The following is a 25,802-nucleotide window of genomic DNA, read 5'->3' as shown; positions in this document are numbered from 1 at the left end:
TTTAATAACACTCTTTTAATTCTCTATAAATAATTTGTTTGGGTAAAATATTGTGACATATATATGCTGTTTCACTTGGAGGATTTTTACAAACTATACCATTATAAGCAATAAACTTTATTCTTTTATTAAAAACTAATAATTCACACTGATCTATTTTTTCTCTAATTGGTTTTAATGCAATACTTACTAATGGCATTAACATTGCAAATGGTTTTCCTAAAATAAATAAATGTTCTATTACTTGTTTTCTTTTACTAAATGGAGGGTTAGAAATAATATAATCATATCTACCCACATCACTTCTAATGTAATTAAAGAAATCAATTCCATCATCAATATGACTATTTCAAACTTTATGTCCATTTCTTTTTAAAACACGGACAAATTCACTATCAATATTATCAAAAGGGCATAAAATAGTGCTATTAGGTTTTAAAAATTCTAAAATTGGTTTAATCGCATATTCCTGTGTATATCATTCATCATTAACATTAATTTTATTTAATAAATTAGAATTTAACATAATTAACTACCAATTCCTTTCTTAATTGTTTTTAATTTCATCTAAAATAATTTTTGTATTTTTAATCTTTGTTTTAATTTTTTCTAAATCTTTCTGATCAAAATCACTATTTTTAATTTCACTTAGTAAATTTAAAGCACTATTTAAGTTGTTTATTTGTTTTTCTAATAACTTAATTGCTTGTTGTTTTTGTTCGTCTGTAAACTCATTTTCTTTTTGACATAGTAAAATTTGATATTCACAATTATTTAGTTCAGATATTTTGATAAATTTTTCTGCTTGTGTTTGTTTTAGTTCTGTTTGATAGTCTTCTTCGTTTTCATAATCATTTTTACTATTTTCAATTTCTTTAATTGCTTCGTCATATTCTTTTATTTCTGCTGTAATTTCTTGTTTTAATTTTTCATAGTAAAAAAAATCTTTGGTTATTGGTTTTTTTGGTTTTGATGGTGGCAAGTGTGGTTTGTTATTTGCAATATTGCCACAACCAATTAATGGCATTGTACTTCCACACGATAACGAAAATATTGACAACAAACTAAGTATTTTTTTCATATTTGTTGTATCCTAAATAAAAACCATTATTTCAATAAATTGGGATTATCAATATTTTCTAAATATTCTAGTAATTGTTTTAGTTCTGTTGCTGTTAATTTTCGTTGTGTTGTTTTGTTATCATAATGATTATTGTATTCATTTAGTAAATCATTATTAGCAGCATGATTTTTGTTTTGCAAAGTAAACTGCTTTTTGTTTTCTTGCTTTAATTTTTCAAAATATAAAATTAAATTTTTTCCCATAATATTACCACTTTTATTATTAACGCTACTATGGATTACATATTTTTTATTTTCATCAATTTTTAAACTAAAATAATTTTGATAACTTGATAAACCTAAGTAATTTTTATTTCAAACAACACAGTCTTTTTTCTTATTTATTAAAATGTGCGTTTTATTATTTATTTCTTGTGAAATTAAATTTTGGTTTAAATAAATTTTTTTTATCATATTTAACACCTCACTTTATTTTTTACATTTTTGGCATTTATAAAATTTATTAAGCGTTAATCATTCTGAATTTGAAATTGTGAACTCTTGTTCGCATCTAATACAATCAATAATTATTTTTCCATTAAATCTTGCTTTTGGTTTTGAATAATCTTTTTTTATGATAATTACCTCCCTTTATTTTTATCTCCATTATTTTTTATTTCTGATAAATAAAAAACCAACTAATTTTAATAAATAGTTGGTTTAATTTATTTTTTTATCTTATTTGATTTAAAATATTTTCAATATTGTTAACTTTGTCAATTAAAGCTTCCATAATTTGTTCTAAATTATTTAAATTGTTTTCTGTTGTTGTTTTAATTTCGTTAATTAAATCGCTAATCGTATTTTTGATATTATTTTCAACCATATATATTTTCCTTTCCTCATTTGTTTTTTTATTGATAGAAGGAGAGAGATTAATTAATCTTCTTATCTTTTTTCCTTTTTGTTTATTATTAGTTATTTGTTAGATAACTTTGTTGCTTGTTATCTTTTAGACATAGTTTCCCTTAGGAATTGGTTTAATTAATCACTTGCGACTACTCTTCTGCCCCATGTAGTACTAATTTAATTAGTTGATTAACCTTATCAGATATCCTCCCACTTCGTTTATTTTTTAGTGTTCCAGCTTGACCACTTTGTGAAATTTCTTACATTTATCTATACCTATTATTCTAATTTTTGATATTAATAATTTTTCATTTATTTTGTTCAAAAACTAATTTTTTAATAATTAAATGATTATTTTGGCATTGCAAAGTTAAAAGCCAAAGGTTAGCATTTATTTTTTGTTTATTAATAAATTCTAACCTTGCCAAACAATGCCGAGCATATTTTTTATAATATCAACCGTCTTTTTTATTTTTGGTTAATTTTGTAAAGTACTCATTGATATAACACTGACATTTGTTAATTAGTGTTGATTTATTTTTTACTTTACTTTTAAACTCTTTTTGACAGAGTTCTTTTAAAGACACTCGTAAAACCTCCTTATAAATAGTAAGATTTCTAAAATTTTTTTATTGTGGAACACTCACCCTTTAACCATTGCAGGTTAAAGATTTATCCCTAAACCACGATAACTCTTTTATATTGCCTAAAAGAATTGCCTACATTGTGTCGTAGCGGTACGGCCACCCCTATATTGTTTATCCTCGCTTGCTTGGTTTAACGACATTCCAAGTAGGAGAGTTTTATTTAGTTGGTCTTGCTATTATTTTTTTAAACTAAGCAAGGTTAACGACAATTTTAACCTAATTAAAAAAGATAGAATTTTATTTCTATCTTTTTCTTAGTTTTTGGAAATTTTATACCAACCGAATATTTTACGCGGTCAAATTAATTTTTTAATAATTTGATGATTATTTTGGCATTGCAAATTTAAAAATCAAAGTTTAGCATTTATTTTTTGTTTATTGATAAATTCTAATCTTGCTAAACAATGCCGAGCATACTTTTTACAATACCAACCACCTTTTCTGTTTTTAGTTAATTTTGTAAAGTACTCATTGATATAACACTGACATTTGTTAATTAGTGTTGATTTATTTTTTACTTTAATTTTTAATTGTTTTCAACAGAGTTCTTTTAAAGACACTCGCAGAACCTCCTTATAAAATAGTAAGATTTCTAAAATTTTTTTATTGTGGAACACTCACCCTTTAACTATTGCAAGTTAAAGATTTATCCCCAAACCACGATAACTCTTTTATATTGCCCAAAAGAATTGCCTTCATTGTGTCGTAGCGGTACGGCCACCCCTATCTTGTTTATCCTCGCTTGCTTGGTTTAACGACATTCCAAGTAGGAGAGTTTTATTTAGTTGGTTTTGCTGTTATTTTGTTAAACTAAGCAAGATTAACGACAATTTTAACCTAATTAAAAAAAACTGATTTTATTTCAGTCTTTTTCTTAGTAGTTTTTTTAAAATTCTCACCAAACGATTTCTTTATGCGGTCAAAATTAAATAATAAATAAAAATTACAACATTTATGAATATCTTAGACTGAAAAATTTAGCAACAATAAAATAATCATTTCAAAAACTCTTATATAAAATTTTCAAATAAAAAATAACAAAATGTGAACAATTTAGCGTTATAATACTTGTAGAAACTTAGACTGAAAAATATAACCACAAAAAGCGAGCAATAATTTTATCATTGATATAAGTTATTTTTCATCTAACTATTCTACATAAGAAGAAAGGAGGCAATAAAATGAACAAGTGTAAAGACTGCAAATGTTCTTGTTCTGAGGGACATAATTGCAAAGACTGTAAGAAAGATAGTACTAGTAAACATAGTTGCTAACAAATTAAGACAATAAAATAAAAAATAAGTCTCTAACTAAATTCCTTTGTTAGAGACTTATTTTACTATATATCTAGTTTTTCATTACAACGACATCGTACACATGGGGTATTTGTCGTAATGATGACAACAATTGTTGAAGCAGAACTTTGTTGGCAATTTTAATAACAAGATTAATACTGTATTTATTATCCGAACTTGTTTCAATATGAATTTGTTGAATCGAGGCATTTAAATTAGCAAGAATATTGGTAATATTAGCCATTAAACCATCACGGTCATAACAAATTACTTTAATATTACTATAATATTGATGGCGCTTAACGACATTTTCATTCCACCACACTTCCAAAAGTCGTCCTTGGCGTTCTTCTGGAAGAATATTATGGCAATTAACACGATGCACGCGAATCCCACCAAGTTTACTAACATATCCCGTAATTGGTTCTAACGGTACTGGCATACAACAATGAGCTAAAGTTGCTTTAATATTATCAGCACCTTTAACAATAATGTCATCTTTTAAGTTAATTTTTTCAACTTTTTTTTCTTGAAGATGATTTAAATAAGTATTAGGACTAGTTTTATTACTTGCTAATAAAAGATTAATCGCATCATCAAGTTGATATTTCTTATTAGCAACATCTAAATAAAAATCTTCTAAAGTATGATATTTTAATTGCTTTAAGCGATGCATCAGTTCTTTTTGGGAAACTACCTTTCATTTTAATTTTCGCTGTGTTAAAGTATCATCAATCACTTTTTTAACATTTTTAATTTTTTTAAGATTTTTAGATTCACTATCTTTATGAGTTTCATCAAATTCTTGTTCTTGTTTTTTTAAAAATCTTTTAATTTTATGCAATGCATAACTAGTTTTAGCAATAACTAGTCAGTCACGGGATGGTCGCATATTTTTACTAGTTTTAATTTCCACAACATCACCAGATTTTAAAACAGTACTAACAGAAACATAGTTACCATTAATCTTACCACCCATAGTTTTCTCACCAATATCAGTATGAACTTTATATGCAAAATCTAAAATTGTTGACCCAAAAGGCAAAGTAATAACTTTACCATTAGGAGTTAAAACATAAATTAAAGAAGTAAAAATATCACTCTTAACGGCTAACTCCATATTTGGTTTTTCATTATTTTCTAACTCTTCATTGTTAATATTTTCTAAATCTAAAATCCGATTAAAAATATCTAAGCGCTCATCAATATCAGCTTGGCGTTTTTTAGTATTATAGATTTCGCCCTCTTTGTATTTTCAATGCGATGCTGCTCCATAAGTTGCTTTTTCATCCATATCAACAGTTCGAATTTGAATCTCATAAATTGTTGCATCTTGAATAACTGTTGTATGTAATGACTGATATAAATTATATTTAGGTGTTGCAATATAGTCCTTAAATCTTCCTGGTAAAGGTGGAAATTGCTGATGCAAATAACCTAAAATCGTATAACATTCATCAATCGTATTAGTAATAATTCTTATCGCTAATAAATCATGAATATCTTCAAATTTACGCCCAAAATAATACATCTTGCGATAAATTGAATAAATACTTTTGCTACGACCAGAAATTGTTGCTTTAATATTCTTACTATCTAATAATGACTTAATATTGTTAATCATTACGGCCATTAATGATTCTAAATGTTCTTTTTCCAAATCAACATTGCGAGAAATTCTTTTATATTCAACAGGATTTAAAATTGCGAAAGACAAGTCTTCTAAAAGACTTTTTACTTGTCGCATCCCTAACCGGTGCGCAATTGAAGAATAAACTTCTAAAGTTTCTTTCGCAATAACTTTTTGTTTTTCTGGTTCCAAATATTCAATTGTTTGGATATTATGCAAACGATCTGCTAACTTAATAACAATAACACGAATATCGTGCGCCATACTTAAATATAACTTTCGCAAATAATTAGATTTAATTTCACTACGATTCATTTTAGCAAAATAAGATACTTTCGTGACCGCTTCAACTAAAGTTGATATCTCAATACCAAACTCTTTATTCAAGTCTTCAAAAGTTGTCGGCGTGTCTTCTAACACATCGTGTAATAAACCAGAAATTAATGTTGCTAAATCCATATGCCATGTTGCCAAATAATAAGTTGTTCATAAAGGATGATTAATATAAGGTTCACCACTTCTTCTTAACTGCTGATCATGTTTATTATAAGCATAGGCATATGCGCGTTTTATTTCCTCAATATCTTTTTCATTACTAATGTAGGTTTTAACTTTATCTAAAACTTGTTTAAATGTTATCGATTTCATAATATCAAACTCACTTATTTTAATACTGAATTAAGCTTTCAATTTTTAAATTAGGAAATTGTTCGCGGGCTTTAAAACTAGTCAATTCAATAACAAATACCGCGGCAATAACCTCGCCCTGTAATTCTTCAATTAAATTAATAATGGCATCAATCGTACCACCGCTGGCTAACAAATCATCAACAATAACAACTTTCATTCCGGGGACAATCGCATCCTTATGAATTGCTAAAGTACTTTTATTATATTCTAATTCATAACTTTTATGAATAACTGCTCGTGGTAATTTATCTGACTTACGAATGGGAACAAATCCCAATCCCAATTCACTAGCAACCGGAGTTGCAAAAATAAATCCTCGGGCTTCGGGTGCCACAATAACATCCGGTTTAAATGATTTAACAATTTCTTCTAATTGCTTAACAACTTGTTTAAATGCTACACCATTAGCCAATAATGGTGTTATATCCTTAAATTGAATTCCTGGTTTTGGAAAATTAGGAACATCAATTATTAATTTTTTTAAATCCATTAACTAACTCATCCTTCCAACATTATTAATCATTAACACCGATAACAATTTGCTCATCAGGTCCAGTTAATGATTTATAAATTTTTTGCTTTTTATTTCGTAAAAGTTTTCCTTTAATGTTAGCAAAATATACTCATAATCATCGCAATAAAATTGTTGAAGAATAAATACCAATAACACTACCTAATAAAAGACCAAATGCTGCTCCAATATTTTGACCAATAACAAATAACGCCATTGACAATAACAAGACTAACGATAAAACAATTAAACTACTTTTTAAAGTCATTGTAAATCCCGTATCTACCAAATCCGATAAATTACTCTTATTCATTTTCGTACTATCCAAACCAATTTTATTTTCCCGAACACGGTCAAAGATAATTATTTTATGAATAATAGCAAAGATAACTACTGCTAAAATAGCTGTAACAACTTCAATCGTTACTTCAAAACGACAAATAACTATCAAAGAACAAGTTAATAAAACATCATGAATAATTGTTAATATTAATGGTAGAATAAAACTTCAATCAAAACGAATAATTAAATAAATTAGAATAATCACCATAATAACTGCTAACACAATAACCCCATTAATGACAACGCTACCACTAGTTTCATTTCATAAAGAACCATAACTAACATCATTAATTCTAATTTCAGATTGGAAATTATTTTCTGATAACCAAGTTTGTAAGGAGTTAACATATTTATTATCAATTAAGGAAGTTTTAATAAAAATATTATATCCACGATCTTCCATCCGCCTAAATACTGCTAGCGAATAACTATCTGCTGAATAATCGGTTTTAAATTTACTAATAATTTCATTTTTAGTTTCCTCAATTGTTTTTAGAAACGCGTCATCGTCAGCACCATCATCACTCGTAATACTATGTCCAGAAGTTTGCACTTGAAAAATTGTTGCCCGCGTAAATTCTAAACTAGTACCCGGTCCCGCAGTTGTAACAACAATAACACCACACGAAATAATAATCGTAGAAAGTAAAACTAATCATTTAAAACTTTTTTGATAACTAAATTTCTTAGAAAACTGTGTTATCCGATTAAAACCAAGCTTTTTAATAAGATGATGAATTTTTTGTTTTATAATTACAGAATTAGTCATTACTAAATCTTGACGGTTATTAATCCAGTTTAACGATAATAACGAATAATAAATTCCTCGGATTAAAACAATACCAAAAATAAAAGCTCCTAAAATACTAATAATTAGCATAATCGCAAACGATTTAATAATACCGGTTCCAAATCAATAAATAAAGAAACTAATTATCAATGGCAAAACAGTCGTATCAAAAACTGTTGATATTGATTTTCGATTAGCATCTAAAAAAGATTGAATTAAAGATTTACCCCCATTAAACTCAGTTTTCATTCGTTCTAATAAAATAATACTACTACTTAAAGCAACCATCATACCTATCAGCATGGCAATAAACACTTCTCAGCCATAAATCCCTAATAAAACATTAAACACAACCATTGTAACAACGACCATTGTTGCTAAAATAAGACCCAAAATAAGACCCAAAACACGATAAAATACTGCCAAAATAACTAATATTATTAACAAAATAACACTAACAGTAATAATCATCATCACCTTTGTGGCATTACTAATTACGGTATCGGATACTGAATATGACTCAACTTGGTAGGCAATTCCTTTAATGCCGGCACTAAAAATTTTAGCTAAACCAGCGGCTGCCTCTTCACCACTAATTTCAATAAAAACAATATCACTTACTTTATCACTATTATTAGGTTTAAGCTGTAATGATGAAGATGTAATTAAATACTTATTTTTATATTTGTTATTCATAACATCTTTAAATTCAGTATTAACAAGTTCTACTAAAAAAGGACGAAACGGATTTAAATAGTTTTGCTTATCATAAGTATCATCTTCATTATTAATATCAATTGTTAAATCACTATTTGGCGAATTCTTATTATAGCTAAGAACCTCATTAAAAGTAACATCAGCGTTTTGAAAATAGTTATAAATATCAGAATCCGTATTAACACTTTGATCAGCTAAATTTACTTCTTTAACATCACCATTTTCACGATTACGAACACTAGCCGTTAAGAGACTTCGCAGAGCATTTCTTAATTCTTGCGCTTCACCACCTTGTAAAGCTACCGCTTTAGCATTAATAAATTTTCTAAGTTTTATCAAATCGTTATAATTGCTCCGCATCTCATCTAACATTTGCCCAAAATCTTGTCAAACATAAACTGACTTTTTATCTTGATATTTTAAAATCGCATTATATAACTCTAAATTTTTAATTTTGAATTCAATTGATGGCTTATTTATTCCCGAAATTAAAGAATGTTTGATTGAACTACTATCAATAAAATCTTTTAAAACAATTCTTTTACCATCCTTCTTTGCTGGTTTGTAAGTTTCACCTGTCCCTGTACCAACAAGTAAATCATCACCTTTATCATCTAAAAAGAAAATTGATCCGCTGCGTTCAACATCCCGTAAAAAATCAGCAATATTACCATAATTAGCTTGCGGAACGATAACATTTAAACGACTTCCCCCAATATTACTAGCAAAACGACTAATATCCATTCGTTTTTTTCTTAAAGGATCAATTTTATCTTGCAAAGTATTAACAGCCTCATGACGATTTTTCGCATTTTCATAACTAACAATTGTTTGATATGCCCCACCAACTAACATTCCTGAACGAAAATTATTATCAACAAAAAAACTACCCGTAATTAAACCAGCAATAGTACTTAAAATTAAAATAATAAATAAACCGAATTGAATTCAAAGGTTTCGTTGCGTTCCTTTAATATTATTTTTCATATCTATACCTCATTATTTCTTTTCAAACATTTCTTTAAAATCATCTAACGATATTGTTTTATCAGTAATTAATTTATTATTAATATATTCAATAACAATATTTGGTTTAATATTAAATATATCATATGTTGCTTGTTGCAAACTAGTAGCTTGCCGTTTATGCAAAATTACTTCCAAATAATAAGTTGCCACATCAACGATTGACAGCGAAGAAATTTCTAATTTCAATTCCATAGTTTTTAATTCTAATAATTTAAGAACATAACTATACAAATAAGACTTTTCCATTACTTTTTCCAACCTTATTGTCAAATCATTTATAATTATACAATATAATTTTTAAAAGTGAAAAAATAATTGTCGCTAACAACTATCGGCAATGTTCTTCCGTATTAGTAATATAATTTCCTTTTTAATTATCATCTTCCACAAAGTTATAATAAATATTTTGCACATCATCATCAGCTTCTAAGGAATTAATTAACTGTCAAAACTGTTCAATCGCAATTTTATTTTCTAAGGATACTGTTTTGTTCGGTTGAAAAATAATTTCACTAACATCAAAGGCAGTAACACCCTTAGATTCTAAAAAGGTTTTGGTTATTCAAAACCTATCAACAGTTGTCGTAATAATAAATGTTCCTTCATCGTTATTAACATCAATAGCCGCAATTTCTAAAGCTCATTCAAAAACTTCATCCACACTAACCATCTTATTAGTAAAAACTAATAATCCTACCCGAGTAAAAAGATAACGAACACTGCCAGTAACGCCTAATGTTCCTTTAGCTTTATTAAAAATACTCCGAACATTAGTCGCTGTACGATTACGGTTATCAGTTAAACATTCAACCATAACAGCAATATGTCCCGCAACAAAACCTTCATAAATAATTTCTTCATAATTAAGATTACTATTATCTTGACTAAATTTCTTTAAAGCACGGTCAATATTTTCTTTAGGCATATTAACTGTTTTTGCTTTTTCAATGAGCAATCGCAATTGATTGTTAGTTTCAACATTAACCCCACCGTTTCTTACCGCAGTATTTAATTGGCGCAAAATTTTTTGAAAAATTTTACCACGAATTTTATCTTGGGCTGCTTTACGATGCTTAATATTTGCTCATTTTGAATGTCCTGCCATAATAATTCTCCTTTTCATTAAAATTTTAAATTAAAAAAAGATAACAGTGTTATCTTTTTTTAATTTAATTAACCATGAATTGGTTTATCAATAATTCCGTGCGCCGCTTCCATCACAACTTCTGATAAAGTTGGATGAGGATGAATTGTTTTTGCCAACTCATAAATTGTTCCTTCACTAACCATTGTTGTTGTCACTTCCGTAATCATATCCGTTGCTGTTCCCGAAATAATATGAGCCCCATAAATCTCACCAGTTTGTTTATTGGCTAAAATTTTAGCAAATCCCGTTATTTCACCATCAGCTAATGCTTTACCATTACCCGATAAAGGAAACTTAAAACTACTAAACGATAATTGTTTATCTTGACATTGTTGCTCTGTTAAACCAACACTAGCAATTTCTGGAAACGAATAAATACAACTCGCAATATAATCCATATCCATTTTACTATTTTTACCTAAAATATTTTCCACCGCAACAATTCCTTGTGCTGATGCCACATGAGCTAACATCTTATCAGCAGCGACATCACCAATAGCATAAATATTTTCCACATTAGTTTGACAACGGTCATTAATTTTAATATTTTTTCTAGGTCCTAATTCAAGATTTAATGCTTCTAACCCATTAATTACAGGAATTCTACCAACAGAAATTAATATAAAATCACTAGTAAGTTGCTTTTCTTGTCCCGCTTGCATAAACACTAATGTTTTATCTTTAATCGCTGTTATTTTAGCATTAAGTTCAAGCTTAACGCCCATTGATTTTAATACTTTTGTCATTTCTAAACTAATATCATTATCTAATAATTCTAAAATCTTATCCACTCCTTGAACAATGGTAACTTCTGTTCCTAAAGTACTAAATAAACAAGCAAACTCAATGCCAATAACACCGCCACCAATAATTGTTAACTTTTTAGGAATTTCTTTTAATGATAAAATTTGCCGACTAGTAATTAAAAAATTATTTTCTTTCGCTTCTTTAAAACCAGGTAAATCTAAAACTCGTGATACCGAACCAGTAGCAATAATTAAATTATTACCAGCATATCTTTTACCATTAACTTCCACAGTATTTTTATCAATAATCTTAGCTTCACCAAATACTTTTTCAACTTGATTTTTTTTCAATAAATGTTCAACACCTTGGGTTAATTTTTTAACAACCCCAGATTTTCTAATTTGCATTTCATCTCAATTAGGTTTAATTGTTGTCGCATTAACATCAACACCATAACTTTTAGCATGCTTAAAATAATTTAAAACTTTAGCACTTTTTAATAATGCTTTTGTTGGAATACAACCAATATTTAAACAAACACCACCTCATCATTGTTTTTCAATAATAAGGGTTTTTAAACCAACTTGGGCTGCTTTAATGGCAGCCACATAGCCACCAGGACCACCGCCAATAATAATTACATCAAATTTATCCATTTATTTTCTCCTTAATATGAAATTAGCAATGAAGTTGGTGCTTCTAATAATTTCTTTAAATGCAACATAAATCTTCCAGCATCAGCACCATCAATTATACGATGGTCAATTGATATTGATAACGGTAATAAATCATTAACAACAATATTGCCACTGTCATCAACAACTGGTGTTTTTTTAATTGCCCCAATACCCAAAATCGCTGCTTCGGGATAATTAATAACTGGCGTTCCAAAATCTAAACCAACAGAACCATAATTAGTAATCGTAAAAGTTCCATCTTTCATTTCCGAAGGAATTAATTTCTTATTTCTAACTCTGGCAACTAAGTCATTGTAAACAACAGCTAAATTAAAAATATCTTGTTGATCAGCATCTTTAATAACAGGAACAATTAATCCCGCATCAGTATCAGCAGCAATGCCAATATTATAATAATTATGATAAACAATTTCTTCTGTTACTTCATCTAATCGGGCATTAATTATTGGAAATTCTTTTAAAGCCATCGTAACTGCCTTAATAAAAAATGGCATATAAGTTAATTTAAAATCAGGTTTAATAACTGTCGTTTTTAATTGTGTTCGTAATTGCACTAAAGCAGTAACATTTACTTGTGTCATTAAACTAGTATGCGGAATTGTAAATACTGAATTTTTCATTGCTTTAGAAATTGCTTTTCTGGTTGGTGTCATTTTTACCCGCTGTTCTGCTTGTGATGCTGGCTTTGAAGAAAAATCATCACCACGAGATTGCATTGGTGGAACAACCGCTAACGGTTTTTCTGTTACTAATTTTGATGATTTAGCTTCACTAGATAAAGAATGCCCACCGACTAAATCTTGTTTTAATACTCTGCCGTTAGGTCCTGTCCCCTTAATAGTTGTAATATCAATCCCTAATTCACGAGCCATTCTTCGCGCTAATGGTGTTGCTAATACTTTCTTATTTGATTTTTCAGGATTAGTTTCCATCACATTTGATAAAACTTGTTTATTAATAATTTCTTCTGACTTATTAGATGAAGGAACATTATTACTAGGATTACTACTAGCAAAGACATCACCGGCCTTAATAATATCGCCAATTGCAAAATTAATTTGACCAATTTTACCATCAAATTCAGCAACTATTGGTTGAGAAAGTTTATCTGCTTCTAACTCAAATAAATCTTGACCTTTTTTAATATCATCGCCAACCTTAACATAAATTTGTGTTATTTGACCTTCATTAATATCACCATCAAGACCTAAAAATTTAAATTCTATCATATCTCTACTCCTTTCTCACTTAAGCTAAATATGTCATCATTGTTTTTACTTTATCAATAATTCTTTTTTCAGTAATTTTAAATCAATGTTCACCTTGATATAAAGGAACAGTCACATCATAACCTGTTAATCTCGCTGGCGGACATTGTAAATATTCAAAACATTTTTCATTAATTGTCGTAATAATTTCTGAAGATACTGAAAAAGATTTAACTGCTTCATGCACTACTAATATTCTTCCTGTCTTTTTAACAGAAGCAACAACTGTTGCCTCATCTCACGGATGAATTGTCATTAAATCAATTAATTCAATTTTCATTCCTTCTTGTTGCAATTTAGCAACAGCAGCTTCACAATCATAAACTAACGGTCCATAAGTAACAATTGTTAAATCAGGATTATCACTAGTTTCTCATTTAGTAATTTGTTTTGCCTTACCAATTTCAATTGTATAATGCCCATCAGCAACTTCTTCTTTGGGCGTATAATAATTTCTTAACGGTTCTAAAAATATTACGGGATCATCACATTCCACTGCAGCTAACATTAATCCTTTAACATCACTAGGTTTAGCGGGAATAACAACTTTAAAACCAGGCACATGTGCAAACATTGCTTCAATCGCTTCAGAATGATGTTCCAAACCTTTTAAACCTCACAAATTAACTGGCATCCGGATAACCATTGGACAAGTAAATCTTCCTCTTGTACGATTACGAAACCGAGCTATATGACAAAATAATTGTTGAAACGCCGGATAAGCAAACCCTTGAAACTGTAATTCTACAATCGGACGAAGTCCATTAAAAGCCATCCCAGCAGCAATTCCTACTAAACTAGCTTCAGCAATTGGTGCATCAAAACAACGATTTTCACCATATTTCTTTTGTAAACCTCTCGTTGCGCGAAATACGCCACCAGCAAAACCAACATCTTCACCATAAGTAACTATTGTCTTATCGCGTTCCATTGCAATGTCTAATGCATTAGTTAATGCTTGAATATTACTATATAGTGCCATTAGTTATTACCTTCCTTTGCAAAATATGCTTGTGCTTCTGCTAATTGTTCTTCTAATTGTGGTGTCATTTTTGCATATGTATATTGAAAAATATCTGCCAATTTTGTATCTTTTTTATTCATTGCACTATTAATTTCATTACGAATTAATACTTCATTTTCAACATCTAATTGTTTTTGTTTGGTTTCATCTCATTTTTTATTGGCAATTAAATAATTTCTTAACCGGTCAAGCGGATCTTTTTTTAATCATTCAGCTTCTAATTGCGGATCATAATAATCTTTTTTAATATCCGATGCTGAATGAGCAAAACGCCGATAAGTAATTGCTTCAATAAAGGTTGGCCCTTCACCAGCTTTTGCACGAGCAATTGCTTTTTCAACCATTGCATAAACTGCAAAAAAATCATTGCCATCAACTTGCGCACTAGCAATCCCAACACCCACACCTCTAATTGCTAAAGATGCCGTTGCTGATGCCTTTTTTCGTGGCGTGGTTAATGACCACTGATTATTTTCCACCATAAAAATTACGGGTAATTTATGAATCGCAGCAAAGTTCATTGCTTCATAAACTTCACCTTCACTCGTTCCCCCATCACCAATCGTAGTAATAACAATACCATCACTTTGTTTAAACTTTTCAGCAAACGCAATTCCGGTTGCGTGGGAATATTGGGTCCCAATTGGAATATTAACTGGTAAGACATTAATATCTTCGGGAACCTTACTTCCTGCTTCATTTCCTAATCAATACAAGTAAATATTTTCAATCGGAAAACCAGCTGTAATTCAAGCAGCATTATTACGATATGCCGGAACTAATCAATCAATTCCTTTTCGTAAATGAATCGCATACCCCACTTCGGTTGCTTCTTGTCCTGCTGATGCTAAAAAATTAAGATTTTTACCACCCTCACTAATTTCAGTTTGAATTTCTTCTTGTTTTCTTGATAAACACATAAAACGATACGCTTTTAGTAATAATTCATCACTAATTTTTGGCATCAAATCAGGCTTAACAATTTCACTTTTTTCATTCATAATTTGAAATACTTCAAACTTCAAATCACTATAATCATTAAACATTTAAATAATTCCTTTCTTAAATTATTAAATCAATAATTTCCGAAGCAATAAAATTAACTCCAAAAATTTCTTCAATATTTATATTTTGCAATTGCCCAGCAATATGCTCATAATCATACTTACAACCAACTAACTGTTGTTCAATAATCTCAGTACCATAATAACCCATAAAATCACCAGAAATTTTAATATCAGTAATAATACCAGCATTAACATTTAAACCAACAGTAACAGTTCCTTTATGCTCATAAAGTTTCTTATTTTGAATTTGAAATTTAGGAGCAATACCATAATTCCATTCTCATGATGCATACTTCGCTATTGCTAATTTATTAATTTCCTCCAATTGTTCAGAAGATAAAATAACCTTTTTATTTTCCCCTTTTAATAACTCAGTAATAATCAAAGCTTTAAATTCCATAATCGTAATTTTATCTTTTAATAGCGGTAAAATATTAGTAACCCGTGCTTGCACAGACTTAATCGCCTTAGACTGCATCTTTAATGGATCAACATTAAGGTATGCCCCTAACTTTAATAAATCCACATTAAAAAGAATTGTTCCATGATGTAATATTTTATTACTATTTGCATACTGAGCATTACCAGAAATCTTTTTACCAGCAATTAAAATATCATTTTTACCAGAAAATTCAGCATATATTCCTAATTTTTGCAAAACACTAATTATTGGTTGCAAAAAATGATAATAGTTATTAACAACATTTGAACTTCGTTTTTTTATAAAAGAAAAATTTAAATTCCCTTCATCATGATACACAGTACCACCACCAGATAATCGGCGAACTACTTTGACATTATCCGCTTTTACTTGCTTAACATTAATTTCTTCATACGCATTTTGATTACCACCAATAACAATTGTATTATCATTTTGTCAAAGTAATAAAATATCATCATCATTCGGATAATTTTTCATTAAATATTCTTCAAGAGCTAAATTAAAATAAGGATTTTTACTATTATTTTCAATATAAATCATAACTAAAATTTATTCTTAATTATTATTATTTTCATCAACTGATTGATGAAAATAATCCATCCCTAATGCTTTTAAACCTGCTAAAGTTACAAAATTATATGGTTTATTAAAATGCGGTAAAAAGAAAATATCTACTAACGGTAACTCATCAATCGTTAAACCTTTCATAATTGCCAAAGAAAACATATAAATAACTTCCGTATGATTTGCTTTTGAAGCAATTTGTGCCCCAATAATTTTTCTAGATGCTTTTTCTCAAACAATTTTAATTTTTACCTTAACATGCGGTTCTAAAAACTCAGGACGATCATTATCTTCAAAAAATACTGTTTCAACATCCATCTGACTCATTTTTGCTACTGTTTCGCTAACACCAACACCAGCCATTTTTCAGCCAAATACTGAAATCGCATTCGCAGCTTGAAATCCCGGACTTGTTAATGAATTATCCCTAACGATATTAAAAGCAGTCACTAAACCCGTTCGTACCGCAGTTGTTGCTAATGCAATATTAGCATTTTCTTTTGTAGCATTATTATGAACCGCAACGCAATCACCAATGGCATAAATATCAGGGTCACTAGTTTGAAAATAACTATTAGTTTTAATCGCTCCCCTTGCTCCTAATTCAACAACATCTTTTAAAATCTTTGTTTCGGTATTAAAACCTACGGCTCAAAGTACCATATCAACAACATATTCATTTTTATCAGTAATTACTTTAGTAACAATACCATTTTCTTTAATAAACTCTTTAACAGCTTCACCTGTACGAATAATAACACCTGCTTTTTCCATACTTTGTTGAACAGGTGTTGTAAACTCTTCATCATAATATCGTGGCATAATCCGATCTTCAATATCAATTAAAGTTACCTTTTTATTATTACGACTAAAAGCTTCAACTAATTCAATCCCAATATATCCAGCACCAACAACAACAACATTTTTAATTGCTGAATTATCAATTATTGCTTTAATTTGTTTTGCATGTTGAAACAATTTAACAATATTAACACCAGCACTAACAGTACCATCATCATTTTTAAGCCCCGGAACTGAAGGAATAATTGGTCAAGTACCAACACCAATAACTAACTTATCATAAGTGTCAAAAAACTCTTCATTTGTTTCTAAGTTTTTGATTAAAACTTTCTTTTCTTTATTATTAATAGCCAAAAGTTCATGTTTCATATGAACTTCAATGCCTTCTGATTGTAACAATTCTGGCGTTGCATAAAATAGGCCATCAGGTTTACTAATTTCACCACCAACTCATAAAGCAATTCCACACCCTAAAAAAGAAATATTGTCATTACGATCGTATGCTACAATTTTAATATCCTTTTTATCTTGCTTACTTAAATGACTTAAGGTTCTAACTAAGGTAGTCCCTGAATGGTTAATACCAATAGCAATAACTTTCATCGTCTTTTGACTCCTTCTATAATTTTATTTGTTTCTAAGTTTCTAGTTATTTTTCATGATAATTATTAAAATAAGAAAAAACTTAATTTACACAGTAATTATATACGAATTTTTGACTATTATTCAATTATTACCACAGAATAAATAAAATTTTCAAATAATGATTAAAAATTTCATTCAATATCTTAATTATCTTAAAAATAAAAACTAGAAAGATTAATTCTAGTTCTAAACTATTTATTTTAATTGCTATCATCTTACATTAATTTATAAAATTATTTGTTTAATCATTAATTTACACTCCTTTTTATCATTTCAATAGAAAAATTTATAAATTATAATTTATAAATTAAAGAGTATAATTTATTTATTATTAATTTTAAAGGAGAAACTATGCGTATTATTCCCTATGAACTTATTTGCTATGCTAACAATATGAGTCTATCAGCTTTAAGAAAAGAAATTTCAATGTATGATTATTGTCTTAATAAAAATAAAACCAATATCGCAATGAATCCTTTTTTAAAATTAAAACGACCTTATTTTAATCTTGTAATTTATACTTGAATAACTGAAATGAACAAAAGAAATTTATATGTGGGAACATTGGCCCAGTATTATGCTAAAAACAATCCCCCAAGTTTAATAATAGACACCAATATTTTTCTCATTATTGAATGTTGTTTACAATGAGATTTAAAACAATTTAATTGTTATGAAGAAAACCTTTCATGATTTGCTGTTATTAATAAATTTCTGACTAAACAAAACATTTCTCTCACTAAATGAAATTTAACAACTTATAATGAAATAAAACAATGATACGAAAAAAAATTTATGCGAAAAAATAATCGTGGGAAAATGAAACCTTATAAGTTAAATATGACAATAGTAATTAATTTCTTAAAAGCAACACTAACTGAATAAGCAAATTACATTTGATCCTTAAAATCAACAGCAATTAAGTTTAAAGCATTTTTAAAGACATACTGTGTGCTAATAATTAAATGCAATCTTTGTTCTGATAAAGTAATATTAGTTTCATCCAAAATTTTACATTCTGAATAATATGAATGAAATCCCTGTGCTAATTCCTGAATATAATCACAAATAATATTCGGTTGACAAAATTTAGCAGCACTTTGTACTACTTTACTAAAATAATCTAATACTTTAATTAACTCTCGCTCCTTGGGATGTGTTAATAAATGATAACTAGCAATTGTCTTTGTTAAATCAATATTATGAGGCACATTTCGTAAAATACTCGCACAACGCGCTGTAGCATATTGAAAGTAATAAACCGGATTATTATTACTTTGAGATGTTAAAAGACTCAAATCTAAATCCATATGACTAGAAGATGCTTTTGAACATAACATATAACGAACAACATCAATACCTAATTCCATAACTAAATCAATTAACCATACGGCTGTCCCTTTTCTTTTTGACATTTTATATTCTTGACCATCTTTAATTAATCGCACCATTTGAATAATAACAATTTTTAAAATATTAGCATCATAACCTAAAATTTGTAAACCCGCCTGCATTCGTGTTAAATAACTATGATGATCTGCACCTCAAAAATTAACTAAATAATTAGCTTTTGCTCGTTTAATTCGTAAATTATGACAAGCTAAATCCGGTAAAATATAAGCATAAGATTTATCTTGTTTAACAAGAACTCGGTTCTTATCATCACCATAATCTGTTGTTTTCAACCACAAAGCACCATCTTTTTCAAAAACTTTATTAGTTGCTTGCAATTCCTTTACTAACTTATCAATTTCTTTTGTTGTATACATTTCTAGTTCACTCGACCAATAATCAATATTAATCCGAAAATCCTTTAATTGCGTTTTAATTAATTGTAAAAAGAAAGCAACTGACTCTTGTTTAAATATTGCTAATACTTGTTCATCATTAATGACACCATTAACAATTCGTATGGCAATAAATTTATCTTGATATTTATTCACAAAATTAGTTGCTAATATTTCTTGATAAACACCCTGATATGATTGTTCTGGTATTTCAACATTAACCCCTAATTTTTGTAAATAATACGAAAAAATTGTATTTGCTAACACATTAATCTGATTACCAGCATCATTAAGATAATATTCTGTTTCAACAATATTTCCTGCAAATTTTAAAATTCTTGCAACCGCATCACCAATAGCACCATTACGAGCATGACCAATATGTAAAATTCCTGTTGGATTAGCAGAAACAATTTCTAAATTATATTTAATATTAGTCGCTTCTCCACTACCAAACTTAGTTTTTAATTTTAAAATTTCCGTAATAACAGCACTAAGTCCATTTTGATTAACTGTTAAATTAATGAACCCAGGAAAAACAAAATCTATTTTAGTAAAAAAATCATTTGACTTAATAATAGCAATAATCTTTTTAGCAATGACTTCCGGTTTTTGCTTTAAAATTGGTGCTAACACCATCGCAATATTAGTAGCATAATCACCATATGCAATATTACGAGTTTTCTCAATAACAATATCATCAACAAAAGGAGTAAGATTATTTACTGCCTCTTTAATTATTTTTTGAATTTGATTTAAAATTAACGACATTAATATTTCTCCTTTTTCGTTTCATAATTTTATTACTAATAATAAAATAACCGATTAATTAACATTTCAATATAATATGCTTATTTATCATCAATAGATAAAACTGCCATAAAAGCTTCTTGTGGTAATTCAACATTTCCAAAAGCCTTCATCCGCTTTTTACCCTTCTTTTGTTTTTCTAATAACTTTTTCTTGCGATTAATATCGCCACCATAACATTTAGCAGTAACATTTTTCCTTAACGCCTTAATAGTTTCTCGCGCAATGATTTTATTACCAATGGAAGCTTGTACAGGAATTTCAAAGTTTTGTTGCGGAATAATATCTTTTAATTTAGCACATAAATTTCTTCCACGAGCATACGCAAAATCTTTATGTACAATCATTGATAAAGCATCAACAACCGCACCATTTAATAAAATATCCATCTTTACTAATTTACTTGGTCGATAACCTAATAATTCGTAATCTAATGAAGCATAGCCCTTAGACACAGATTTTAAACGATCAAAAAAATCAAAAATAATCTCATTTAACGGCATTTCATAAGTCAAAATCCTTCTTGTATCATCAACATAAACAAGATTTTGATAAATACCGCGTTTTTGCTGACATAACTCCATTAAACCACCTAAATAAGTTTCAGGAGTCATCATCGTTACTTTAACAAAAGGCTCATTAATACTACGAATTTTTTGCACTTCCGGTAATTTACTCGGATTATCCACAGTAATAATTTGTTGATCAGTTAAATGCACTTCATAAATAACACTTGGCGCCGTAGCAATTAAATCTAAATTATATTCTCTCTCAAGTCGTTCTTGGATAACATCCATATGTAATAAACCTAAAAACCCACAACGAAACCCAAATCCTAATGCTTGTGAATTTTCTGGTTCATATACCAAAGCAGCATCTGATAATTGCAATTTTGATAATGCATCTTTTAAATCTTCATAACGCGAACTATCAACGGAATATAATCCACAATAAACCATTGAATTAATTTTTCGATAACCTGATAATGGCACTAATGTTGGAAAATCAGCATGTGTCATTGTATCTCCTACTTGAACATCTTTAATATTCTTAATAGCCGCCGCTACTCAACCAACCTGACCAGCATAGATTGCATCCTGCTGAACTTCCAACGGTGTCTTAATACCAACACTAATAACTTCATATTCACCCCTTGTTGCCATAAAACGAATCTTATCATTAATCTTAACAGTTCCTTGAAAAACACGAATAAAAATCATTACACCACGATATTGATCATAATAAGAATCAAAAATCAATGCCTGCAAAGGAGCATCATCTTGGGATTTTATTGGAGCAGGAATATCTCTAACAATAGTTTCTAACACTTCATCAACATTTAAACCAGTCTTGGCAGAAATTAACGGTATATGCGAATACACAATTCCTGTCAATTCTCTAATTTGTTGTTTAATTCTTTCGGGGTCCGCATTAGGCAAATCAACTTTATTAATAACAGGAATAATTGTTAAATCATTATCAATCGCTAAATAAACATTAGCTAATGTCTGCGCTTGAATCCCTTGTGTAGCATCAACTACTAATAATGCTCCCTCACAAGCCGCTAAACTACGCGAAACTTCATAAGTAAAATCTACATGTCCCGGCGTATCAATTAAATTAAAACAATATTGTTGATGATCCTTAGCAACATACTGCAACTGCACAGCATTTAACTTAATAGTAATTCCTCTTTCTCGCTCTAAATCCATTGAATCTAATAATTGATCTTTTAATTCTCTTTTACTAACCGTACCCGTTAATTCTAAAAGCCGATCCGCCAAAGTAGACTTACCATGATCAATATGAGCAATAATACTAAAATTACGAATTAAATTTTTATTTGTTGCCATTATTTTTAATTTCCTTACTTTGTTCTAAATTACTATTTTCTAACGCTGTCGCTCGTAAATAATCAAAATCATTATCACTTCAAAGATGACCATAACTGACACTATTAATTCTAATTAAAAACCAAGTAATAAACAAGGAAAAAATATATGTTGATATCGCTTGCACAGCATCATTAATTAATGCTGTAATCGCATAACTATAATCAAAATTAGAAATAAAGTAAGTATATGGTGGATAAATAATTAAAACTGGTAAAACCGCAAAAAAATGACTGATAATAAAATGAAAATATGGTTCTAATATCCGAATAATAACAAACATTAAAATCCTAACAACAATCGTAATGGGAACAAAAACAAAATATCCCCCCATAATATCAGCAAATGCCATCGCAATCGGATTAGCAAATAAAATCATTGGTCCCGAAATAAAGGTAATTAAAGGTAAAGCAATAATATCAGCTAATTGCAAATAACCAACGCCAATTTTAATAAAACTAGAAGCATAACCACAAACCATTAAAAGACCTGTGATTACACCTGTTGTTGCTAAATATTTCAATGAACGAAAACGATACATTTTTCTTTCAAATCCTTTCCTTAAATAAATTTTGTTCCAACCCGCAAAGGATGTTGTCCTTGATAAAAATTTTTAACCAAGATTGCTTTTTTACCCTCAGGTTGTAATCTTTGAATTAAAACACTTCCTTTACTCGTTTGAACTTCAATACCATCTTGTTGAAATGATAAAATTGTTCCCGCTGCCTTTTCCTGTTTATTAATATCATAAACGATCGCCTGATGAATTTTATAAATCTTATTTTCATAAGTCGTATAAGCTAAAGGGATTTCAAAAAGACCACGAATTTGACAAGTTACTTTTCTCGCATCAACATTTCAAATAATCTTTTCATTATTTCGTTTAATATTTAAACCAAACGATACAAGTCGTTCATTTTGGATTTCTGGAGTAATTTTACCACTAATTATTAAGAATAAATATTTTTCTAACATCATATTTGCTAACAAAATTAAACGGTAATGCAAACTACTTGCCGTTTCATTTGCTACCAACCTAATTTTCTCTTGAACAAATACTGGCCCCGCATCCATTTGTGATGTCATTTTCATTAAACTAATACCAGTTTCCTTTTCATCATTAATTACCGCTCAATGAATTGGCGCTCCACCTCGTAATTTAGGTAATAACGAAGCATGAATATTTAAGCAACCTTTCGGCACCAATTGTAAAATCCTTGTTCCCAAAAATTGACCATAAGCACAAGTAATTATTAAATCAGCATTTAAATTATCTAGTTCTAAAACAATATCGTTAATATTATCTGGTTGAAAAATCTTTAATTTTGATGCTAATGCTACTTGTTTAACAACACCAATCTTCATTTCTTGCTTTCTCCCAACCTTCCGATCAGGTTGACAAACAACAGCTACAACTTCAATAAAATCCATTGTTAATAATTTTAATAATACTTCTTTAGCAAAAATCGGTGTCCCCATAAAAATAACTTTCGTTACCATTCAATTCACCCCTGTTCTCGCAATAATTCAGAAATTTTAGTAAATAAAACTATCATTCCATAAGTATCGCGTTCACAATATAATAACAAATTTTTAACATAATTGTCTTGTCATTGTTGCCAACTAATAGTTTTTCAAGCATCATTTAATTTCAAGAAAAACAAATGATTATTATCTTTTTGTAATTCATTATACAACCGTTTACGAAATAAACTGGAAGCATCGGTTCCCTTTTGCACTTCTAAATCATCATAAGAAAATTCCGAATTAAAAGCCGGCAATGTTTTCTTAATTGAAAGACTACCATTAAATTCTGCTTTATAAATTGCAAAATTTTTAAAGAAATTCATTAAATCAACAGTCCGATCAGAAATTTGCATTAATATTTCTTCATAAATCGGATATAATAATGCCATTTTTTTTAAAACTTGCTTCTCAAAACTTTTATTATATGCAACATAAGTACCTATGCCATATCGTGTTAAATCTTTAATTAAATTTTCAATTAAAACTAAACGATGATCACCAACACCGTCACTTAAATAACGATAATGTTTAATATTATGTTTCTCTTCATTAAACTTATTATCCAATAAAACATGAATTGAATACTGAAACGGAATTTGCTCATATGGTGTACTATTTTCATATTTCGGAATGGCACTTTTAACAGTTTCAAAATCATACATATAAATCGGATACACATATTCCTTATATATACTTTGTAAATATCTTCGTTCTGACAATGCAACAACACCTTCTAAATTTTGAACAACTTTAATTTGGCGATATTGATTAGCTGTTAAATTAAGATCAAAAAAATTAGATGTATAAAGCGACAAAAAATTATTTTCATAATATAATCTTGCTTTTTTAGTTTTTACTAACCGATAAAGATTAAATATTGTATGCTCTTTGGGTAATTTAGCATAAACATGAATACAATAATCATATTTACCCCGATTATGACATTGACTAGTCTTTAACCACGCTAATGCTTCAGCAACTGGCATTTGAAAAATATCTTTAATGCGCTGAATATCTTGATTAAAATCTCGCTTTGCTAAATCTTTTTTTACACCAACCATAATATTTTCTTGCTTTGAACCAGTAGTTGTTAAATTATATTTACTTGCTAAAATAAACAAATTATCATATTCTAAATCACCTTGATGAAAATAAAAACCATTTAAATGCATTAAATAAATATTTTTAATCTCAATATTGCAATTAGTCAAAATATAATATTGATAAAGAACATCATATAAATGTTCGCGATGAACCTTAGTTGTTGCCTTAACTTCAATTAAGTCTCAACCTGTACCATTTCGTTTTAAAACATCAACCTTTGTAACACAACCATTATATTCAAATCGTGGTTCAAACAACACTTCAAGATTAGCATCAAGAATTTTTTCTACCGTTTTATTTGCCACAAGATGTTTTTCATAAGTATCTAAATCAAAACAACGATAATTTCGTAAAAAATATTGCTTAGCATGATAACCTACTTCTAAACCATCAAGAATAGTTTCACTATCAATTACCTCTAAATCGCTAAAACTATAATCATCGTTCGCTAATAATTCTAAACTAGGCGCAGAAATATTCGTCAAGTCATCTTTTTGCTTTTCATCACCAAATTCAGGCAAACTAAAAAAATAAGTTAACTCCCTATCGTGCCATTGAATTGTCTTTTGATGATTTTCTTTTCGTAAAAGAAATGATAATTTAGCACATTCCCGATAATTTTTATAATCTTCTTTATATATTTTATGAAGCATTTTA

At 28.7% G+C, this 25,802-nt stretch carries 23 protein-coding genes; 1 reads left to right on the top strand and 22 read right to left on the bottom strand.

The window, feature by feature from the left end; all coding sequences use genetic code 4:
- Position 1: 1 nt before the first annotated feature.
- The 17 genes from AAHM88_RS03270 to AAHM88_RS03190 all read right to left on the bottom strand — a co-directional run bounded on the left by AAHM88_RS03270 (position 2) and on the right by AAHM88_RS03190 (position 17,983).
- Positions 2 to 526, bottom strand: a complete 525-nt coding sequence (locus AAHM88_RS03270; RefSeq protein ID WP_342262826.1) for a hypothetical protein — start codon at positions 524 to 526, stop codon at positions 2 to 4.
- 21 nt (positions 527 to 547) lie between these two features.
- Positions 548 to 1,081: a hypothetical protein gene (locus tag AAHM88_RS03265; RefSeq protein WP_342262827.1), complete on the bottom strand. Its 534-nt coding sequence runs from the start codon at positions 1,079 to 1,081 to the stop codon at positions 548 to 550.
- A gap of 26 nt (positions 1,082 to 1,107) precedes the next feature.
- Complete coding sequence (locus AAHM88_RS03260) at positions 1,108 to 1,536, bottom strand: hypothetical protein (protein ID WP_342262828.1); 429 nt, start codon at positions 1,534 to 1,536, stop codon at positions 1,108 to 1,110.
- Between the two features lie 259 nt (positions 1,537 to 1,795).
- Complete coding sequence (locus AAHM88_RS03255) at positions 1,796 to 1,948, bottom strand: hypothetical protein (protein ID WP_342262484.1); 153 nt, start codon at positions 1,946 to 1,948, stop codon at positions 1,796 to 1,798.
- Between the two features lie 307 nt (positions 1,949 to 2,255).
- Entirely contained in the window at positions 2,256 to 2,558 is a 303-nt protein-coding gene (locus tag AAHM88_RS03250; protein ID WP_342262483.1) for a replication/maintenance protein RepL, read from the bottom strand.
- 314 nt (positions 2,559 to 2,872) lie between these two features.
- Positions 2,873 to 3,178, bottom strand: a complete 306-nt coding sequence (locus AAHM88_RS03245) for a replication/maintenance protein RepL (protein ID WP_342263254.1) — start codon at positions 3,176 to 3,178, stop codon at positions 2,873 to 2,875.
- 787 nt (positions 3,179 to 3,965) lie between these two features.
- Positions 3,966 to 6,191 carry a RelA/SpoT family protein gene (locus AAHM88_RS03240; protein ID WP_342263253.1) on the bottom strand — a complete coding sequence of 742 codons (2,226 nt, stop codon included), beginning with the start codon at positions 6,189 to 6,191 and terminating at the stop codon, positions 3,966 to 3,968.
- A gap of 19 nt (positions 6,192 to 6,210) precedes the next feature.
- Complete coding sequence (locus AAHM88_RS03235) at positions 6,211 to 6,723, bottom strand: adenine phosphoribosyltransferase (protein WP_342263252.1); 513 nt, start codon at positions 6,721 to 6,723, stop codon at positions 6,211 to 6,213.
- Between the two features lie 25 nt (positions 6,724 to 6,748).
- Positions 6,749 to 9,580 (bottom strand): protein translocase subunit SecDF, encoded by a 2,832-nt coding sequence (secDF, locus tag AAHM88_RS03230; RefSeq protein ID WP_342263251.1) that lies wholly within the window; start codon positions 9,578 to 9,580, stop codon positions 6,749 to 6,751.
- Between the two features lie 12 nt (positions 9,581 to 9,592).
- Entirely contained in the window at positions 9,593 to 9,868 is a 276-nt protein-coding gene (locus AAHM88_RS03225) for a hypothetical protein (protein ID WP_338968116.1), read from the bottom strand.
- A gap of 124 nt (positions 9,869 to 9,992) precedes the next feature.
- A complete protein-coding gene (locus tag AAHM88_RS03220) occupies positions 9,993 to 10,727 on the bottom strand; it encodes a YebC/PmpR family DNA-binding transcriptional regulator (protein ID WP_342263250.1) in 735 nt (244 codons plus the stop codon).
- Between the two features lie 68 nt (positions 10,728 to 10,795).
- The gene (gene lpdA / locus AAHM88_RS03215; RefSeq protein ID WP_342263249.1) at positions 10,796 to 12,172 is read right to left on the bottom strand and encodes a dihydrolipoyl dehydrogenase; all 1,377 of its coding nucleotides are present in this window, start codon (positions 12,170 to 12,172) and stop codon (positions 10,796 to 10,798) included.
- A gap of 11 nt (positions 12,173 to 12,183) precedes the next feature.
- Entirely contained in the window at positions 12,184 to 13,443 is a 1,260-nt protein-coding gene (locus AAHM88_RS03210; RefSeq protein WP_342263248.1) for a dihydrolipoamide acetyltransferase family protein, read from the bottom strand.
- 19 nt (positions 13,444 to 13,462) lie between these two features.
- Positions 13,463 to 14,464, bottom strand: a complete 1,002-nt coding sequence (locus AAHM88_RS03205; RefSeq protein WP_342263247.1) for an alpha-ketoacid dehydrogenase subunit beta — start codon at positions 14,462 to 14,464, stop codon at positions 13,463 to 13,465.
- On the bottom strand, positions 14,464 to 15,552 hold the full coding sequence (locus AAHM88_RS03200; protein ID WP_338968126.1) for a thiamine pyrophosphate-dependent enzyme: 1,089 nt from the start codon (positions 15,550 to 15,552) through the stop codon (positions 14,464 to 14,466). The genes AAHM88_RS03205 and AAHM88_RS03200 overlap by 1 nt, the downstream gene beginning before the upstream one ends.
- Positions 15,553 to 15,568: 16 nt before the next feature.
- Positions 15,569 to 16,555 (bottom strand): lipoate--protein ligase, encoded by a 987-nt coding sequence (locus tag AAHM88_RS03195; protein WP_342263246.1) that lies wholly within the window; start codon positions 16,553 to 16,555, stop codon positions 15,569 to 15,571.
- Positions 16,556 to 16,570: 15 nt separating this feature from the next.
- Complete coding sequence (locus tag AAHM88_RS03190) at positions 16,571 to 17,983, bottom strand: FAD-dependent oxidoreductase (protein WP_342263245.1); 1,413 nt, start codon at positions 17,981 to 17,983, stop codon at positions 16,571 to 16,573.
- 393 nt (positions 17,984 to 18,376) lie between these two features.
- On the opposite strand from AAHM88_RS03190, the gene AAHM88_RS03185 reads away from it, so the two are divergent.
- Positions 18,377 to 18,910 (top strand): hypothetical protein, encoded by a 534-nt coding sequence (locus AAHM88_RS03185; RefSeq protein WP_342263244.1) that lies wholly within the window; start codon positions 18,377 to 18,379, stop codon positions 18,908 to 18,910.
- A 5-nt stretch (positions 18,911 to 18,915) separates the two neighbouring features.
- Here the strand turns inward: AAHM88_RS03185 and argS are convergent, their stop codons facing one another.
- From argS to AAHM88_RS03160, 5 genes are all read right to left on the bottom strand, one after another.
- Complete coding sequence (gene argS / locus AAHM88_RS03180; RefSeq protein WP_342263243.1) at positions 18,916 to 20,583, bottom strand: arginine--tRNA ligase; 1,668 nt, start codon at positions 20,581 to 20,583, stop codon at positions 18,916 to 18,918.
- 80 nt (positions 20,584 to 20,663) lie between these two features.
- On the bottom strand, positions 20,664 to 22,475 hold the full coding sequence (lepA, locus tag AAHM88_RS03175) for a translation elongation factor 4 (RefSeq protein ID WP_342263242.1): 1,812 nt from the start codon (positions 22,473 to 22,475) through the stop codon (positions 20,664 to 20,666).
- Positions 22,462 to 23,055: a hypothetical protein gene (locus tag AAHM88_RS03170; protein WP_338968141.1), complete on the bottom strand. Its 594-nt coding sequence runs from the start codon at positions 23,053 to 23,055 to the stop codon at positions 22,462 to 22,464. The genes lepA and AAHM88_RS03170 overlap by 14 nt, the downstream gene beginning before the upstream one ends.
- Positions 23,056 to 23,075: 20 nt before the next feature.
- On the bottom strand, positions 23,076 to 24,014 hold the full coding sequence (fmt, locus tag AAHM88_RS03165) for a methionyl-tRNA formyltransferase (protein ID WP_342263241.1): 939 nt from the start codon (positions 24,012 to 24,014) through the stop codon (positions 23,076 to 23,078).
- Complete coding sequence (locus AAHM88_RS03160) at positions 24,008 to 25,798, bottom strand: DUF2779 domain-containing protein (protein ID WP_342263240.1); 1,791 nt, start codon at positions 25,796 to 25,798, stop codon at positions 24,008 to 24,010. The genes fmt and AAHM88_RS03160 overlap by 7 nt, the downstream gene beginning before the upstream one ends.
- Positions 25,799 to 25,802 lie beyond the last annotated feature (4 nt).

The sequence above is a fragment of the Spiroplasma endosymbiont of Dromius quadrimaculatus genome (genome assembly GCF_964031155.1).
GTDB lineage: Bacteria > Bacillota_I > Bacilli_A > Mycoplasmatales > Nriv7 > Nriv7.
This window is presented reverse-complemented; position numbering and strand designations above follow the sequence as displayed.